This is a genomic window from Micromonospora sp. U56, from assembly GCF_018070095.1.
Taxonomy (GTDB): Bacteria; Actinomycetota; Actinomycetes; order Mycobacteriales; family Micromonosporaceae; genus Micromonospora; species Micromonospora purpureochromogenes.
The window spans coordinates 1-15,155 of sequence record NZ_JAGPYL010000143.1 but is presented as its reverse complement, the minus strand read 5'-3'; the positions used below and the strand labels follow the sequence as shown (position 1 = coordinate 15,155).

At 74.7% G+C, this 15,155-nt stretch carries 15 protein-coding genes; 3 read left to right on the top strand and 12 right to left on the bottom strand.

What is annotated here, in order from left to right:
• From KBX37_RS30005 to KBX37_RS29980, 6 genes are all read right to left on the bottom strand, one after another.
• Positions 1-744 (bottom strand): serine/threonine-protein kinase (locus KBX37_RS30005; protein ID WP_210779240.1); only part of this gene is annotated, 744 nt, incomplete at its 3' end.
• A gap of 120 nt (positions 745-864) precedes the next feature.
• Positions 865-1,068, bottom strand: a complete 204-nt coding sequence (locus tag KBX37_RS30000) for a hypothetical protein (RefSeq protein ID WP_154937752.1) — start codon at positions 1,066-1,068, stop codon at positions 865-867.
• Positions 1,069-1,070: 2 nt separating this feature from the next.
• Positions 1,071-2,129 carry a LacI family DNA-binding transcriptional regulator gene (locus KBX37_RS29995; RefSeq protein WP_210779239.1) on the bottom strand — a complete coding sequence of 353 codons (1,059 nt, stop codon included), beginning with the start codon at positions 2,127-2,129 and terminating at the stop codon, positions 1,071-1,073.
• Between the two features lie 137 nt (positions 2,130-2,266).
• Entirely contained in the window at positions 2,267-3,115 is an 849-nt protein-coding gene (locus KBX37_RS29990; RefSeq protein ID WP_307849265.1) for an SAM-dependent methyltransferase, read from the bottom strand.
• A gap of 110 nt (positions 3,116-3,225) precedes the next feature.
• Positions 3,226-4,113, bottom strand: a complete 888-nt coding sequence (locus KBX37_RS29985) for a helix-turn-helix transcriptional regulator (RefSeq protein WP_210779237.1) — start codon at positions 4,111-4,113, stop codon at positions 3,226-3,228.
• 128 nt (positions 4,114-4,241) lie between these two features.
• Positions 4,242-4,484, bottom strand: a complete 243-nt coding sequence (locus tag KBX37_RS29980; RefSeq protein WP_088962472.1) for a DUF397 domain-containing protein — start codon at positions 4,482-4,484, stop codon at positions 4,242-4,244.
• 272 nt (positions 4,485-4,756) lie between these two features.
• Here KBX37_RS29980 and KBX37_RS29975 point away from each other — a divergent pair, with 272 nt between their 5' ends.
• On the top strand, positions 4,757-5,407 hold the full coding sequence (locus tag KBX37_RS29975) for a GGDEF domain-containing protein (RefSeq protein ID WP_210779236.1): 651 nt from the start codon (positions 4,757-4,759) through the stop codon (positions 5,405-5,407).
• A 28-nt stretch (positions 5,408-5,435) separates the two neighbouring features.
• Here the strand turns inward: KBX37_RS29975 and KBX37_RS29970 are convergent, their stop codons facing one another.
• The 4 genes from KBX37_RS29970 to KBX37_RS29955 all read right to left on the bottom strand — a co-directional run bounded on the left by KBX37_RS29970 (position 5,436) and on the right by KBX37_RS29955 (position 7,163).
• Entirely contained in the window at positions 5,436-5,909 is a 474-nt protein-coding gene (locus KBX37_RS29970; protein ID WP_210779235.1) for an SRPBCC family protein, read from the bottom strand.
• The gene (locus KBX37_RS29965; RefSeq protein ID WP_374103924.1) at positions 5,893-6,246 is read right to left on the bottom strand and encodes an ArsR/SmtB family transcription factor; all 354 of its coding nucleotides are present in this window, start codon (positions 6,244-6,246) and stop codon (positions 5,893-5,895) included. Before KBX37_RS29965 ends, KBX37_RS29970 begins: the two co-directional genes overlap by 17 nt.
• A 96-nt stretch (positions 6,247-6,342) precedes the next feature.
• On the bottom strand, positions 6,343-6,837 hold the full coding sequence (locus KBX37_RS29960) for a type II toxin-antitoxin system PemK/MazF family toxin (protein ID WP_210779233.1): 495 nt from the start codon (positions 6,835-6,837) through the stop codon (positions 6,343-6,345).
• Positions 6,822-7,163, bottom strand: a complete 342-nt coding sequence (locus tag KBX37_RS29955) for a hypothetical protein (RefSeq protein WP_210779232.1) — start codon at positions 7,161-7,163, stop codon at positions 6,822-6,824. Before KBX37_RS29955 ends, KBX37_RS29960 begins: the two co-directional genes overlap by 16 nt.
• Before the next feature lie 42 nt (positions 7,164-7,205).
• Between KBX37_RS29955 and KBX37_RS29950 the strand changes: the two genes are divergently transcribed.
• Positions 7,206-7,721, top strand: coding sequence for an NUDIX hydrolase (locus KBX37_RS29950; protein ID WP_210779231.1), 516 nt, complete (start codon positions 7,206-7,208; stop codon positions 7,719-7,721).
• Between the two features lie 41 nt (positions 7,722-7,762).
• Complete coding sequence (locus KBX37_RS29945; protein ID WP_210779230.1) at positions 7,763-8,998, top strand: hypothetical protein; 1,236 nt, start codon at positions 7,763-7,765, stop codon at positions 8,996-8,998.
• Between the two features lie 61 nt (positions 8,999-9,059).
• On the opposite strand, the gene KBX37_RS29940 is transcribed toward KBX37_RS29945, so the two are convergent.
• Together KBX37_RS29940 and KBX37_RS29935 are read right to left on the bottom strand one after the other, a co-directional pair.
• Positions 9,060-14,606 (bottom strand): non-ribosomal peptide synthetase/MFS transporter, encoded by a 5,547-nt coding sequence (locus KBX37_RS29940; protein WP_210779229.1) that lies wholly within the window; start codon positions 14,604-14,606, stop codon positions 9,060-9,062.
• On the bottom strand, positions 14,603-15,155 hold a 553-nt coding region (locus KBX37_RS29935; RefSeq protein ID WP_247659273.1), incomplete at its 5' end, for a phosphopantetheine-binding protein. The genes KBX37_RS29935 and KBX37_RS29940, both read right to left, overlap by 4 nt.

Sequence of the window (15,155 nt, the reverse complement as noted above, 5' to 3'; positions counted from 1 at the left end):
GTCGGCGGGCAGCCCGGGGATCCGCAGCGGCGGCACCGGGGTGTGCCGCGCGTGCACCTCGAGGGCGTCCTCCCAGGTCTGCACCGGTAGCGGAGCCCGGCCGGTGAGGGTGCGGTAGAGCAGCGCGCCGAGGGCGTACACGTCGCTGGCCGGGTCCGGCGGGCCGGGCGTCAGCCGTTCCGGCGCGAAGTAGGCGGGGGTGCCCATCATCAGCTCGCCGGTCTGACCGGCGAGCGGGTGTCGGGGACCGGCGAGGGCGGCGATGCCGAAGTCGAGGACCTTGGCGCCGGTCTCGGTGAGCATGACGTTGGCCGGCTTGACGTCGCGGTGCACCACGCCGATCCGGTGCGCGGCGGCGAGCGCGGCCGCGACCTGACCGGCGACGCGGACCGCGTCGGGCCAGGCCAGCGGGCCGGCGGTGAGCCGGTCGGCGAGGCTGCGCCCCTCGACCAGCTCCATCACCAGGTACGGCACGACCACGCCGCCGGGCAGGGTCGCCTCGCCGTAGTCGTAGACCTGGGTGACGTGCGGGTGGGTGAGCCGGGCGGCGGCCCGCGCCTCCCGCTGGATGGTGGCCCGCAGCTGCGGGTCGGCGGCGAGCTGCGCGGCGAGGGCCTTGACCGCGACGGGGCGGTGCAGCACCTCGTCGTCGGCGCGCCATACCTCGGACATTCCGCCGAGGCCGATGGGCGCGCGCAGGACGTACCGATCGTGCAGGCGCGTGGCGGGCGTGAGCGACGACATGATGCTCCAGTCTGCCCGCCCCGCCCGGTCGGACACCAACCGTGGTGCCCGGTTGGGCGTCGTCTGGCCGGAAAAGCACCCTACCGGGTGCTTACGGGGTGGCGTCGGGCACCCAGGCGGTCAGGGGCGGCAGGTCGGGGCGGGGGCGGGCGCCGGCTCCGTGAGGTCGGCGAGCCGGCGCAGTGCGTGCGCGGCGGCGAGCCGGACGGGCGCGAGGCGGTGGCGGCGGGCCCGCTCGGGGCGTACCGGCGCGTCCGGGCGGGCCGAGTTGACGTGGCGGGTGACCGCGTCGATGGCGAGAGTGAAGCCGGTGGGCTGTTCCATGGTCAACTCCTCGGTACGGGACGGGGGGAGGTGCGGACGACCAGCTCGGTCGGGAGCAGGATCTGCCCGGCGGCGTCGGCGGCCGGTGGGTCGAGCAGCAGTTCGGCGGCGATCCGGCCCTTCTCCTCGGCCGGTTGCCGGACGGTGGTGAGGCCGGCCGCGGCCGCTTCGGCGACGTCGTCGAAGCCGGTGACCGAGACCGTGGCGGCCCGCTCCCCGAGGGCGTCCAGGGCGCCGAGCGCGAGCACGTCGGAGGCGGCCAGTACGGCCGTCGGCGGATCGTCGCCGGCGAAGCGGCCGGCCACCGCCTCGGCCCCGGCGGCGCGGCTGTTGCCGGTGGCGTTGAGCAGCGTGATGTCGGGCCAGTCGACGCCGACCGCGGCCAGGGCGTCGGCGAAACCGGCCAGGCGACCCCGGGTGGTCGGGTGCCGCGCGGCGTCGACACCGGCGAGCCGCAGCGGCCCCGGTGGCGCGTCGGGCAGCATCGTGTCGGCGAGCAGCGCCACCCGGCGGTGCCCCAGGCCGACGAGGTGGTCGGCGACGGACCGGGCGGCGGCCCGCTCGTCGATGCCGACGTACCGCTCGGCGCCGGCGTCGTCGTCGGCGGCGGGGGGCGCGGTGGTGACGAAGGGCAGCCCACGACCGCGGATCAGGTCCAGCGCCCAGTCCTCGTCGGCGACGCAGTAGACGCAGAACCCGTCGACCGCCGCGTTCTCCACGGCCGCCCTGGCCTGCGTCGCCCCGGTGGGCAGCGGCACGAGCAGCAGGCTGGTGCCGTGCCGTTCGGCCGCGGCGGCGACACCGGCCAGGAACCGGACGGCGAACGGGTCGGTGAAGGCGTACGACAGCTGCGAGGTGAACAGGACGCCGATCGCGCCGGCGAAGCCCCGCCGCAGCGAGCGGGCCGTCGGGTTCGGACCCGGGTAGCCGAGCTGCCGGGCGGTGTCGAGAATCCGGGTGCGCAGCGCAGCCGAGAGCTGGTCGGGGCGGCAGTACGCGTTGGAGACGGTGCTGCGTGACACACCGACCGCCGTGGCCACGTCCTGGAGCGTCGGTCGCACCCGGGCCCCCTTCTGGATCGATTCAGTCTGGATCGATTCAGAGACTAGCCGGACCGACTCGGGGCGGTCAAGGGAAACGGACACCACACGACGAACGGCGCCGGCCGCAGCCGACGCCGTTCCTCGGGAAACCGGGCTCAGGGCTTGCGGGCGACCCCGCCGTACATGCTGACCTCCGCCACCGAGGGGCGCGGCTGCGGCTCGGTCTCGGCCCGCCACTCGGCCACCGAGCAGAGGCCGGGCTCGACCAGCTCCAGCCCCTCGAAGAAGCCGGTGAACTCGTCGAGGGTGCGCAGGTTGATCAGCCCGTGCGGGCCGCCGCCCCGGGCCGCCGCCCTGGCCTCCGCGGCGACGGCCGGCGGGAGGTATTCGTGGGTGGCGTGCGACGCGGCGAGGTAGCTGCCGGGCGGCAGCGCCTCCAGCAGGCGGCGCACCACCGCGTACGGGTCGTCGGCGTCCGGGACGAAGTGCAGGATCGCCACCAGCATCAGCCCCACCGGCCGGGACAGGTCGATGGTGCGCAGCAGGTCCGGGTGGCGCAGGATCTTCTCCGGGTCGCGCAGGTCGGCGTCGATGTAGGCGGTGGCGCCCTCGGGCGAGCTGGTCAGCAGCGCCCGGGCGTGGGCCAGCACGATCGGGTCGTTGTCGACGTAGACCACCCGGGACTCCGGCGCGACCCGCTGGGCGACCTCGTGGGTGTTGTCGGCGGTCGGAATGCCGGTGCCGATGTCGAGGAACTGCCGGATCCCGGCCTCGCGGGTGAGGTGGCGCACCGCCCGCTGGAGGAAGCGCCGGTTCTCCAGGGCGCTGGTGCGGATGGTCGGGAAGCGGGCCGAGATGGCGTCACCGGATTCCCGGTCGGCTTGGAAGTTGTCCTTGCCGCCGAGCCAGTAGTTGTAGCGCCGGGCGGGGTGCGCCACCGAGGTGTCGATCCGGTCGCTCGGGTGGGCGGAGCCCGTGGTGGTACCCGGGGCTTCGGTGGTCACGTGTCGCCTCCATGACTCTGCGCCATCGCGCGCGATGACGTCCGTCCACTGTCGCCGGTCGCGGCCCATGGTAGAGGCAGTCCCGCGGGGCGCGTCGCCCCGGGCGACGGTCACGCCGGGTAGAGCTCGTCGCGGAGCCGGGCCAGGATCTCCGGCGTACGCTCGGGCGGCGCCGCCTCGACGCAGAGCCGCTCCATGGCCACCGCGTAGTAGTCGAGGTCGTCGCGCTTGTCGAGGTAGATGGCGCTGGTGAGCTGCTCGATGTAGACGATGTCGGGCAGGTCGTCGTCGCCGAACCGCAGGATGGTGAACGCCCCGCCGGCGGCGGCGTGCCCGCCCGCGGCGAACGGGATGACCTGCAGCCGCACGTGCGGCGACCGGGTGGCCTCGATCAGGGCGTCCAGTTGGCCGCGCATCACCGCCGGCCCGCCGATCGGGCGGCGCAGGGCGGCCTCGTCGACCACCGCCCACACCTGTGGTGGGGCGGCGCGGCGCAGCAGCTCCTGTCGGCGCAGCCGCAGCTCCACCCGCCGGTCGACCTCCTCCGCCGGGGCGTTCCGGTGGCCGAGCAGGACGACGGCGCGGGCGTACGCGGCGGTCTGCAACAGGCCGGGGACGAACTGCACCTCGTAGGTGCGGATCAGCGAGGCGGCGGCCTCCAGGCCGAGGTACGCCTGGAACCAGCTGGGCAGCACGTCGCCGTACCGGTGCCACCAGCCCGGGCTGTTGGCGTCGCGGGCGAGCTTGAGCAGCGCCTCCCGCTCGTCGGCGGCGCTGACCCCGTAGAGGGTGAGCAGGTCGGCGACGTCGCGTTCCTTGAAGCCGACCCGGCCCAGCTCCATCCGGCTGATCTTCGATTCGGAGGCCCGGATCTCCCAGCCGGCGCCCTCACGGGTGACGCCGCTGGCCTCGCGCAGGCGGCGCAGCTGGGCGCCGAGCAGCATGCGCAGCACGGTCGGCCCGGTTGCCGGACCCCCCTCCGCGGTCGCCATCGCCACGTCGCCCTCCACCTGCTCGCCTTGCGCCGGCCGGGCGCCCCACCCCCGTCCGACGTGTAAGCATGCCATGGACGGTGGGTGATCCGGACTCCTCCGCGCGGCCGAGATGGTCCCGCCGGCGGGACCGACTATCGATCGATCAGGTTGTCGAAGTCCCCGTCACGGGCGCCGAGGACGAACGCCGCGATCTCGTCCACTGTGTAGATCAGCGCGGGGCCCTCGGGGTGGCGGGAGTTGCGGACCGCGATGCCCGTCCTGCCGGGGAGTTCGGCCAGCTCGACGCAGTTGCCGCTGGGGTTGCTCCGCCGACTCTTCTGCCACCGCAGCTCGGGGAGCTGGGTGACGGGTACGCCGTTCTCGGGCTGCTGCATGAGGGGTCTTTCTGTGCGGTGATGAGCCGTCCGGTGTCGCGAGTGGAGGGTGTCGCGGCGGGGAGGACGGCGACGCCGGATCATGCCGTGCTGCACGTGCATCTGCTATTGCATCTGCATTGGACAGCGAGCATGATAACCCACGTGCGCGGTACCCGACCGCTCACTTACGGTTACCCCCAACCCCGGGCAGCCTCCTGGGAGAACGACGGCTGGGCACCGCACGCCGGCCGCCGTCCCGGGCCGTCCGCCGACGCCGCGAGGGAGTTCTCGTGCCGGATCCGGTGAGCGTCGCGTCCGGCATCTCCGCGGCGGGTGCGCTCGTCTCGGTGTGGCAGCTGCGCCGCCGGGCGCTGCGGGCGGAGGCGGAGATCAAATATTTGCAGGCCGAGCTGGCCGCCGAGCGGCACGCCGCCAGCCACGACCCGCTGACCGGTCTGCCCAACCGGCGCGCCTTCTACCGGATCGCCGCCGCGCTGCTCACCGACGGCGGCGGGCGGCCGCTGATCGCCGTGGTGCTCGACCTCAACGACTTCAAGCAGGTCAACGACCGCTACGGGCACGCCGCCGGGGACCAGGTGCTGGTCAGCGTCGCGCAGCGGCTCACCGCCTTCGCCGGCGACAACCTGGTCGCCCGGCTCGGCGGTGACGAGTTCGCCGGCCTGCTGCGCAGCCCGTCGGTCGACCGGCGCTGGATCGACCAAGCCACCCGCCGGCTCTGCGAGGCGATGGCCGCGCCGATCCCGGTGGGCGGGCGCAGCGTACGGGTCACCGCCTCGGTCGGCCTGGCGCCGGTCAGCGGCCCGACCCAGCTCACCGAGGCGCTCTGCGCCGCCGACGCCGCGATGTACCGGGCGAAGGGCGTGACGACCCGCCGGTCCCCCCGACAGCTCCTGGACGCCCCGCGCCTGGCCGAGTGCTGAGCACCCGGCCGGGCGTCGTCGGAGCCGGTCAGACCAGCGTGACGAGGTACTCCTCCAGCGCCCGGTACGACTGCCGCGCGCCCTCCTCCATGCCCGAGCCCACCATCGCGTCCCGCTCGGCGGCGGTGTCGAAGCGGGTGGTGCCGGTGACCATCGTGCGGCCGTCCTGCTCGGTGAGGACGAGCGTCTCCACCGCCACGTGACCGGGCGCGCCCTCGAACTCGAAGGTCTGCACGATCCGCTCGGGCGCCGCGATCTCGAGGAACTCGCCGCGGAAGGCGTAGGCGTTGCCGTCCGGGGCGTGCTCCACGAACCGGTACCGGCCGCCCACCCGGAAGTCGATCTCGACGTCGAGGGGGTTGCCCCGACCCCACCACCGCGCCAGGTGCGCGGGGTCGGTGTGCGCCGCCCAGACCATGTCGCGGGGCGCGTCGAGGACCCGGGTGAGCACCACCTCGCGGTCGGTGGGCAGCGCGACGGTCAGGTCACCGGTCGGGTTCATGGTTGTTCTCCTTCAGCTCTCGCAGGTAACCGTCCAACGTGTCGTACCGGTCGTCCCAGAGCCGGCGGTACTGGTCGACCCACTCGGCGAGGAGCCGCAACGCCGCCGGCTCGATCCGGCACCGCCGCCACTGCGCCTCGCGGGTGCGCACGATCAGCCCCGCCGCCTCCAGCACGTTCAGGTGCTTGGAGATCGCCTGCATCGAGATCGGGAACGGCGCGGCCACCTCGTTCACCGTCGCCTCGCCGGCAGCCAGGCGGGCCAGGATGGCCCGGCGGGTCGGATCCGCGAGGGCGGCGAAGACGGCGCCGACCTGATCTGGTGAGGTCACTGCAATCAACCACCTGGATTATCAACCGATAAGTTGAATGTACTCGTCGGGGGCACCCTGTCAAGGACGAACGCGCAAAATCGGCTCGGCCGAGCGACCTCGTCAGCGCCAGCCGTAGCCGGCGCGCAGGGCCTGGCCGATCCGGTCGAAGCGACCCCGGTCCAGCACCGCGCCCTCGCGCCGGATGCTGTCCTCGCGCATCGTCAGCACCCGGTCGAGGCGGACCCAGCTCGGGCGCCGGTCACGGTCCCACTCCCCCGGGCCGAGCGCCAGCCAGTGCCGCTGACCGTCACGCTCACCCTGGCTGGAGAGCATCAGCCCGAACAGCGTGCGGCTGTGCCGGCCGACCACCAGCACCGGACGGTCCTTGCCCTGCCGCGGGTCGTCCTCGTACGCCACCCAGGTCCAGACGATCTCACCCGGGTCGGCCCGGCCGTCCAGCTCCGGGGCGTACGTCAGCTCCCGGCGCTGCAGGGCGCCGACCTGGCGGCGACGGGCCACCTGAGCCGGAATCCGGCCGGCGGTACCGGCCGGCACGGCCGCACCTCCGGTCACCCGATTGAGCCGGGCGACGACGTTCCTCAACAGACCTGCCACGGGCGGCAGCCTAACCCCACCGCCGCCCGGGCGCCCGGCCCGCCGGCGGGGTAATCCGCTCGACCAGTCCGGGGCCGGGTGGCGAGGATCGGGCCGCGGCGGCACCGCTGCCCGACGAGCGCCCCTATCCCCTGCCGCCCGGACCGGCCGCCACGATCGGCGCGACGCCGAGCTGAGCAGCCGGGCCAGGCGGTGCCCGCGCCGATCTCGACCAGCCGGGGCGGCACCCGCCCGTGGTAGGCGAGGATGGCCTCGGCGAGCCCGGGCGGGTAGCCCGGCCGCGCGTCGTCGTAGTCGCCCGCCACCTCGCCGAAGACCTCCGCCACGACCGCTATCCTGCCACCGGTCGAGGCGCCCGAAGGAGAGACATGATCGAACTGCCGGGAGACCTGCCGGTCGTCGAACGCACCGCCGTGCGGCTGGTGGTGCGCGACGCGCAGGACCGGATCCTGCTCTTCCACACCCGCGACCCGGACCATCCCCGCCTCGGCACCTGGTGGGAGCTGCCGGGCGGCGGGATGGATCCCGGCGAGACGTACGCCGAGACCGCGGTGCGGGAGCTGCGGGAGGAGACCGGCTTCGTGGTCACCGCCGCCCGGCTCGGCCCGCCGGCCTGGCGGCGGCGGGCCAGCTTCATCCACCGGCAGCGCCGGCACCTGCAGGACGAGGTGGTGATGACGGTACGGCTCGACGCCGCCGGGCCGGACATCGACGGCGCCGAGCGGCTGGACTACGAGGTGGAGGACTACTTCGGGTTCCGCTGGTGGACGGTCGACGAGGTGGCCGACAGCACGGAACGCTTCTACCCGGGGCGGCTGCCGGCGCTGCTCCCCCGGTTCCTCGCCGGCGAGGAGCTCGACGAGCCGTTCGAGCTGTGGTCCTGAGCGGGGGTGCCGACCGGGCCGGGAATGGGCACAGTAGGGGCATGACGACGACCCTGCACACCCCGCTGGCCCGCTACGCCGCCCGGCTGCACGCCGGCGCCGGCGACCGGCACCACGTCGCCGCACCGCTCGGCGCCTGGCTGCTGCTGGCGCTGGCCGCGCCGGCCGCGACCGGCGCCGACCGGGACGAGCTGGAGGACGTCCTGGGCGTGAGCGCGCCCGCCGCGGCGGAGCTGGCCGGGGCCCTGGTGGACCGGCCCCACCCGCTGGTGCCGTCCGCCACCGCCGTCTGGCAGCAGACCGGCCACGACACCGCGGGGCTGTCCGAGTGGCGGGCCACGCTGCCGCGTACCACCGCGACCGGGCCACTGCCCGACCAGCCGGGGCTGGACGCCTGGGCCCGCGAGCACACCCTGGGGCTGATCGACCGGTTCCCGCTGACCCGGTCACCGGACGTGCTGCTGGCGCTGGCCAGCGCCCTGGCCACCCGGATCTCCTGGGCCGACCCGTTCGACCTCGCCCCGGCCGGGCAGCTCGGCCGCGCCAGCGCCTGGGCGGGGCGGCTCGACCGGGTGCTGCGCACTCCCGCGCGCGGCCACCGGGCCTGGATCGCCGCGACCGGACCGGCCGGCGACGTCGCCGTGCACGCCGCGCCCGCCGTCGAGCGCGACGGGGCGGGCCTCGTGGTGGTGTCGGTCGTCGCCGACCCCTCGACCCCCGCGGCCGACGTGCTCGCCGCCGCGTACGAGGTGGCCGCCACGGCGGTCGACGAGGCGACACCGGCCGGCCGCCGGTCGCTGTTCGCGCTGCCGCTCGGCGACGGTCCGGCGTGGACGGTGCGGGAGAAGCGGGTGCACACCCGCGCCCCGGACGGTCGGGAGGAGCGGCACACGGCGGTGCTGCCCTGCTGGTCGGCGCGGGACGAGCACGACCTGACCGCCCCGGCACTGGGCTTCCCCGCGGTGGTCCGCACGCTGGGCGGGCTGCTCGGCGAGCCCGCCCCGCGGCTCGAGGCGCGGCAGGCGGCGATGGCCCGCTACGGCCGGTACGGCTTCGAGGCGGCCGCCGTGACCGCCGCCTTCGCCCTGGCCAGCCTCGCCCCGGAAGGCGTCGCCCGCACCGCGGAGCTGCGCTTCGGCCACCCGTACGCGGTCGTCGCGGTGGCCACCGACCGCGATGGCGGGCCGTGGCACGGGGTGCCGGTCTTCTCCGCCTGGGTGGCCGAGCCGGAGGAGCCGGCGGCGACGGACCTGGCGGACCCGCGCGAGGAGTTCTGACCCGGCCGGGACGGGCACGCCCGGCGTGGAGCCCTCCTCGGGGAAAGGGCCCCACGCCGGGTCACGCCGCGACGGGCTCCCGTTCCTGCGCCGCCGCCCGCTCCGCGAGCCGCCGCTGCCGCTCCTGCGCGCCGATCAGGTCGTCGGGCAGCGAGTCGGGCACCTCGATGTCGAAGCGGCGCAGCATCCGGATGGCGAACCCGCCCAGGGTGATCAGGACCAGGGCCAGCCCGAAGCAGACGTACGCGAAACCGATGCCCCGGCCCGGCCCCGTGCCGATCACCGCGCCCACCGACCCGGCCAGCGACCCGCCCGGGGCGAGCATCGGCTCGAAGAGGCTGGTCGCCGCCGGGGCGAGCAGCGCGAAACCGATCGGCAGCGTCGACCAGGAGATGGTCTGGTTGAGGCTGAACACCCGGCCGTGGAAGCGTTGCGGCACCTTGACCTGGACGATGGTCGCGTAGATCGACTGCGCGGTGGTCATCGCCATGGCCAGCCAGAAGATGCCGACGCAGACCATCGTCACGGAGGCGTCCAGCCCGACCAGCACGCAGCCGACGGCGGTGCCGAGGTTGCCGACCAGCACGCCCACCATCCGCCGGCGCCGGGGCCCACCCCACAGCGACATCAGCACCCCGCCGGCCACCGCCCCGCAGGCCTCGGCCAGGGCCACCTGCGCCACCTGGCTGGCGGTGCCGAACGAGAGCACCAGCGGCGTGGTGAGCACCAGCGCCGGGGCCAGGAAGATGTTGCCCAGGGCGAAGTAGCCCAGCATCAGCCGGAAGCCGCGGTGCTGCCAGGAGTAGCGCAGCCCGTTGGCGATCGCCACCAGCAGCCGCTCCCGGGGCCGCCAGCCGAGCAGGTCGGGGAAGCGCACCACGGCCAGGGTCAGCACCGCCACCAGGTAGCTCGCCACGTCGATGAGCAGGATGCCCTTGAGTTCGATGGCGGCGAGCAGGCCGGCGGCGAAGACGGGCATCAGCAGCATCGCGAAGCCGCCGGAGAGCTGGGTGATGCCCATCGCGTGCCCGAGGTAGCGCTTCGGCACCAGCTGCGGCACCGCCGACTGGAACGCGATCCGCTGGAACGAGCCGGCGACCTGGCTCAACGCGACCAGGGCGTAGATGTGCCAGAGGACCAGGTTGTCGGTCCAGAGCAGCGCGGCGAGCGCCAGCTGGATCGACCCGGCGGTGCAGCTGGCGACCATCATGATCCGGCGGCGGCTGACCCGGTCGGTGACCGCGCCGGCCACCGGCAGCATCAGCACGCCGCAGATCAGCGCCAGCGCCCAGAGCAGACCCAGGTCGGCCACCGACCCGGTCCGGGTGAACAGCCAGATCGGCAGCGCGAACGCGGTCAGCGCGGAGCCGGTGGTGGAGACCAGCTGCCCGGCGGTGACCGCGACGAACCGGGCCATGCTGGGCTTCACCACGCTCTGCTCGGGCCGGCCGGACCGGCCCGCGCGCTGGTGGGCGGTGACCGCCCAGCCGGCCTCGGCGCCCCGCGCCTCGGGGGTGAGGGCGGCGACGTCCCCGGCGGCCAGCGCCGGGTGGACCCGGGTGACGATCTCCGCCAGCTCCTCGGCGCGGTACTTGAGGAAGAAGTGCCCGGCCTGGTCGAGCACCACCAGGCCGAGGGTGTCGCTGAGGAACTGCCACTCGGCGTACCGCTCGGCGTGGTAGTCGGTCACCGGGTCCTCCGAGCCGACCACCGAGATGATCGGCGCGCGCAGCGTCGTCGCGCCCCGGTCGAGCAGGCCGGTGAAGTACTCCTCGGAGGCCCGCGAGTCGGCCCGCATGTTGCTGATGATCCGGTCGGCCTGCTCCGGGTCCAGCTCGTCGGTGTCCACCCCCATCGACTTGAGCCAGCTGGCGTAGTGCCGGTTGCTGCGGAGCTGCTCCAGCCGGTTGCGCAGGGCGGCGAAGGCGCCCCGGGGGCGGGCGAACGGGAACATCGCGCCGATGTAGACCGCTTCCAGGTCCCGGCCGGCGGCCTCCACCTTGCGGGCCACCTCGGCGACGATCGCGCTGCCCACGCCGCAGTGGCCGTAGAGGGCGATCGGGCCCTCGACGCGTTCCAGGATCTCCTCGGCGACCCGGCTGGTCAGCTCCTCGAACGGCAGGCCGTCCTCGCTGAGCCCGACGTCGTGGCCGGGGATGGCCAGCGACCACAGGGCATGGCCGGCGGGCAGCGCGTCCGCCAGGGGCTGGTAGACGATGGCGCTGCCGCCGCCGTACGGGACGCAGACGTAGCTGAGCACCCGCTGCCCCGCCGGGATCGGCTTGGTCAGCTCGTAGAGCAGCCGGCGCGGCCCGCCGCCGTCGTCGCCGCACATGAACCGGGCCAGGTCGCGGATCGTCCGCTGCTGGAACAGGTCCATCACCCCGACGGCGCGCCCGCCGTGCTCCGCCTTGCGGATCTTCGCCACCACCTGGGTGGCGAGCATGGAGTGCCCGCCCAGGTCGAAGAAGTCGTCGTCGATGCCGAGGGTGGCCACGCCCAGCACCTCCGACCAGATGCCGGCGAGCAGCCGCTCGGTGTCGTCGCGCGGCTCCACCAGGGCGACCGACGCCGCACGGGTGAGCACCGGCGCGGGCAGCGCCCGGCGGTCCAGCTTGCCGTTGGGCGTCAGCGGCAGGCCGTCCAGGGTGACGAACGCGGCCGGCACCATGTACTCGGGCAGGGTCTCCTTCAGCGCCGCCTTCAGCGCGGCGTGCTCGGCCGCGCCGACCAGGTAGGCGGTGAGCCGCTTGTCGCCGGGGGTGTCCTCGCGGACGATCACCGCCGCCTCGGTCACCGCCGGCTGCTCGCGCAGCGCGCTCTCGATCTCGCCCAGCTCGATCCGCAGGCCGCGCAGCTTCACCTGGTGGTCGATCCGGCCCAGGAACTCGATCACCCCGCCGGCCGGGGCGGTCACCCACCGGGCCAGGTCGCCGGTGCGGTAGAGCCGGGCGCCCGGCTCGCCGGAGAACGGGTCCGGCACGAACCGCTCGGCGGTGAGCGCGGGCCGGCGGTGGTAGCCGCGGGCCAGCCCCACCCCGCCGATGTGCAGCTCGCCGGCCACCCCGACCGGGCAGGGGTTGCCGCGCGGATCCAGCACGTGCAGCCGCAGGTTGGCGATCGGGGCGCCGATCGGGACGGTGGTCAGGCCCGGCAGCAGCGCCGGGTCGCAGTGCCAGGCGCTGACGTCGATGGCCGCCTCGGTCGGGCCGTACAGGTTGTGCAGCTCGCACCCGGGCAGCCGGACGGTGAAGTCGATCGCCGTGGCCGGCGGCAGCTCCTCACCCGAGCAGATCACCCGGCGCAGCGCCGTCGCCGCCTCGACGCCGGACTCGGCGAGGAAGACGGTGAGCATCGACGGGACGAAGTGGGCGGTGGTGACCCGCTCGGCGACCAGCAGGTCGCGCAGGTAGCCGGCGTCCTTGTGCCCGCCGGGCTTCGCCAGCACCAGCCGGGCGCCCGCACGCAGCGGCCAGAAGAACTCCCAGACCGAGACGTCGAAGCTGGCCGGGGTCTTCTGCAGTACCGCGTCCTCGGGGCCGAGCCGGTAGGCCTGCTGCATCCAGTCCAGCCGGTTGACGATGCCCCGGTGGGTGTTCGGCACGCCCTTGGGCCGACCGGTCGAGCCGGAGGTGTAGATGACGTACGCCAGGTGCTCCGGGCCCGCCGCCGGCGTCGGGTCGTCGGTGGGCTGGTCCGCCCAGATCCCGGCGTCGTCCAGGGCCAGCACGGTGGCGCCGGTGGTCGGCAGCGCGTCGCGCAGGTGCTCCTGCACCAGCACCACCGGCGCGGCGGCGTCGTCGACCATGAACGCCAGCCGGTCCGCCGGATACTCCGGGTCCAGCGGCAGGTACGCGCCGCCGGCCTTGAGCACCCCGAGCAGGCCGGTTACCAGCTCCACCGACCGCTCCGCGCAGACGCCGACCAGGGTCTCCGGGCCGACGCCGGCCGCGCGCAGCCGGTGCGCGACCCGGTTGGCCGCGGCGTTCAGCTCCGCGTACGTGGTGGACCGGCCATCGATGGTGACCGCGGTGGCGTCCGGGGTGCGGGCGGCGCGCTCCTCGATCGGCCCGTGCAGCGTCTGGGTGGCCGGGAAGTCGGGGGCGGTGTCGTTCCAGCTCGCCAGCAGCGCCCGCTCGGCGGGCGGGAGCAGGTCCAGGGCGGCGACCGGGGTGTCCGGGGCGGCGACGATCGCGGCCAGCAGGGTGGTCCACCGCCGCGCCATCCGCTCGACGGTGTCGCGGGTGAACAGGTCGGTGTTGAAAACCAGCTTGCCCCAGATGCCGTCGGGCACCTCGACGGCGTGCAGCTCGAAGTCGAACCGGGTGGCCGGCAGCTCCATCGGGGTCCAGCGGAAGCTCACCTCGTCGGCGTCGGATACGCCGGAGAAGCGGCCCATCTCGTAGTTCTGCAGGACGAACATGGCCTGGAACACCGGCGACCGGCTGACGTCGCGGGGCAGCCCCAGCTCGTGCACCACCTTCGCGAACGGCACCTCGGCGTGCTCGAAGCCGTCCAGCACGGCCCGCCGGGTGCGCTCCAGCAGCTCGGTGAAGGTCGGGTCGCCGGCCAGCTCGGCGCGCATCGGCAGCATGTTGATGAACATGCCGACGACGTCCTCCAGCTCCGGGGCGGACCGGCCGGCGACCGAGGCGCCGACGGCGAAGTCATCCTGCCCGGCGTGCCGGGCCAGCAGCACCTGGTACGCCGCGAGCAGGGTCATGAACAGGGTCCCGCCCGACGCCCGGGTGAGCGCGGCGAGCCCGTCGGTGACCGCCCGGTCGACCTGGAACTCGACGAAGTCGCCCCGGTAGGTCTGGGTGGCCGGGCGGGGCCGGTCCAGCGGCAGTTCCAGCGGGGTGATCCCGGCCAGCCGCCGCTGCCACCAGTCCAGGTGCCCGCGGGCCTGCGGCCCGGCCAGCTCCCGGGCCTCCCAGTGGGCGAAGTCGCCGTACTGCACCGGCAGGGCGGGCGGCTCGCCGCCCCGGTAGCGGGTGATCAAATCCCGCAGCAGCACGTCCACCGACCAGCCGTCGCCGACGATGTGGTGCTGGCCGAGGAAGAGCACGTGGTCGTCGGCGGCGTTCATCCGGTCCGGAGTGCCGTCTTGCGGCGCGGAGGCCGGATTATCGTCGTCAGCGAGCCGGATCAGCAGGGCGCGCAGCAGCGGCCCGGCCGCCAGGTCGAACGGCTCGGCCGCGGCGGCGTCCACCAGCGCCTGCGCGGCCCGCTCGTCGGGGGCGTCCACGATGGTCAGCGGCACCTCGACGGAGTCGGCGACGACGACCGTGGGGCGACCGTCGGCGTCGGCCGGGAAACGGGTACGCAGCGACTCGTGCCGGGCGGTCAGCCCGGCCAGGGCGGCGCGCAGCGCCGTGACGTCCAGCGGGCCGCGCACCCGCAGCGGCACCGCGATGTGGTACGCCGCCTCACCCGGAGCGAGCTGGTCCATGAACCAGACCCGCTCCTGGGCGTACGACAGCGGCACCTCAACGCCCTCGGGGCGGGGCGTGATCCGGGCGGTGGGCGAGGCCTGCCGCCGGCGCAACCGCTGGGCGATCAGCGCCGCCCGGGCGGCCTCGCGGGCGGGATCCTTCAGGTCCGTCATGCGGGGTCGTCCTTCTCCGCCGCCAGCAACGCGGCGACCTCGGTCTCGGAGAGCTCGTCCAGCTCGACGGCGATCCGCTGCTCGATCTGGGCGGCCAGGTCGGCGACCACGGGGCTGCTGAACAGCGCCCGCATCGGCAGGTCGACGTCCACCTCGGCGCGGATCCGGGCCATCGCCCGCATGCCGCGCAGCGAGTTGCCGCCGAGGACGAAGAAGTCGTCCAGCGCGCCGACCTTCTCCACCTGGAGGATCTCGGCGTACACCTCGGCCACCAGGGTCTCGGCGTCGGTACGCGGCGGGACGTAGCCGTCGGCCGCCACGGTGGCCGGCGGCGCGGGCAGCACGGCCCGGTCCAGCTTGCCGTTCGGGGTCAGCGGCAGCGCGTCGAGCCGGACGAACGCGGCCGGCACCAGGTGGGCCGGCAGCTCGCGGGCCAGCTCGGCGGCGAGGGCGGCCTCGTCGGCGGTGCCGACCAGGTAGCCGACCAGGGCCGGCTCCCCCGAGTCGGTGCGCACCGCCACCGCGGCCGCGCGGACCTGCGGGTGGGCC

Coding starts and splice junctions, on each gene's coding strand:
- KBX37_RS29950 (WP_210779231.1), top strand. CDS start 7,206: ATGATCGAACTGCCGGGAGACCTGCCGGTCGTCGAACGCACCGCCGTG.
- KBX37_RS30000 (WP_154937752.1), bottom strand. CDS start 1,068: ATGGAACAGCCCACCGGCTTCACTCTCGCCATCGACGCGGTCACCCGC.
- KBX37_RS29970 (WP_210779235.1), bottom strand. CDS start 5,909: ATGAACCCGACCGGTGACCTGACCGTCGCGCTGCCCACCGACCGCGAG.
- KBX37_RS29945 (WP_210779230.1), top strand. CDS start 7,763: ATGACGACGACCCTGCACACCCCGCTGGCCCGCTACGCCGCCCGGCTG.
- KBX37_RS29980 (WP_088962472.1), bottom strand. CDS start 4,484: ATGCAGCAGCCCGAGAACGGCGTACCCGTCACCCAGCTCCCCGAGCTG.
- KBX37_RS29940 (WP_210779229.1), bottom strand. CDS start 14,606: ATGACGGACCTGAAGGATCCCGCCCGCGAGGCCGCCCGGGCGGCGCTG.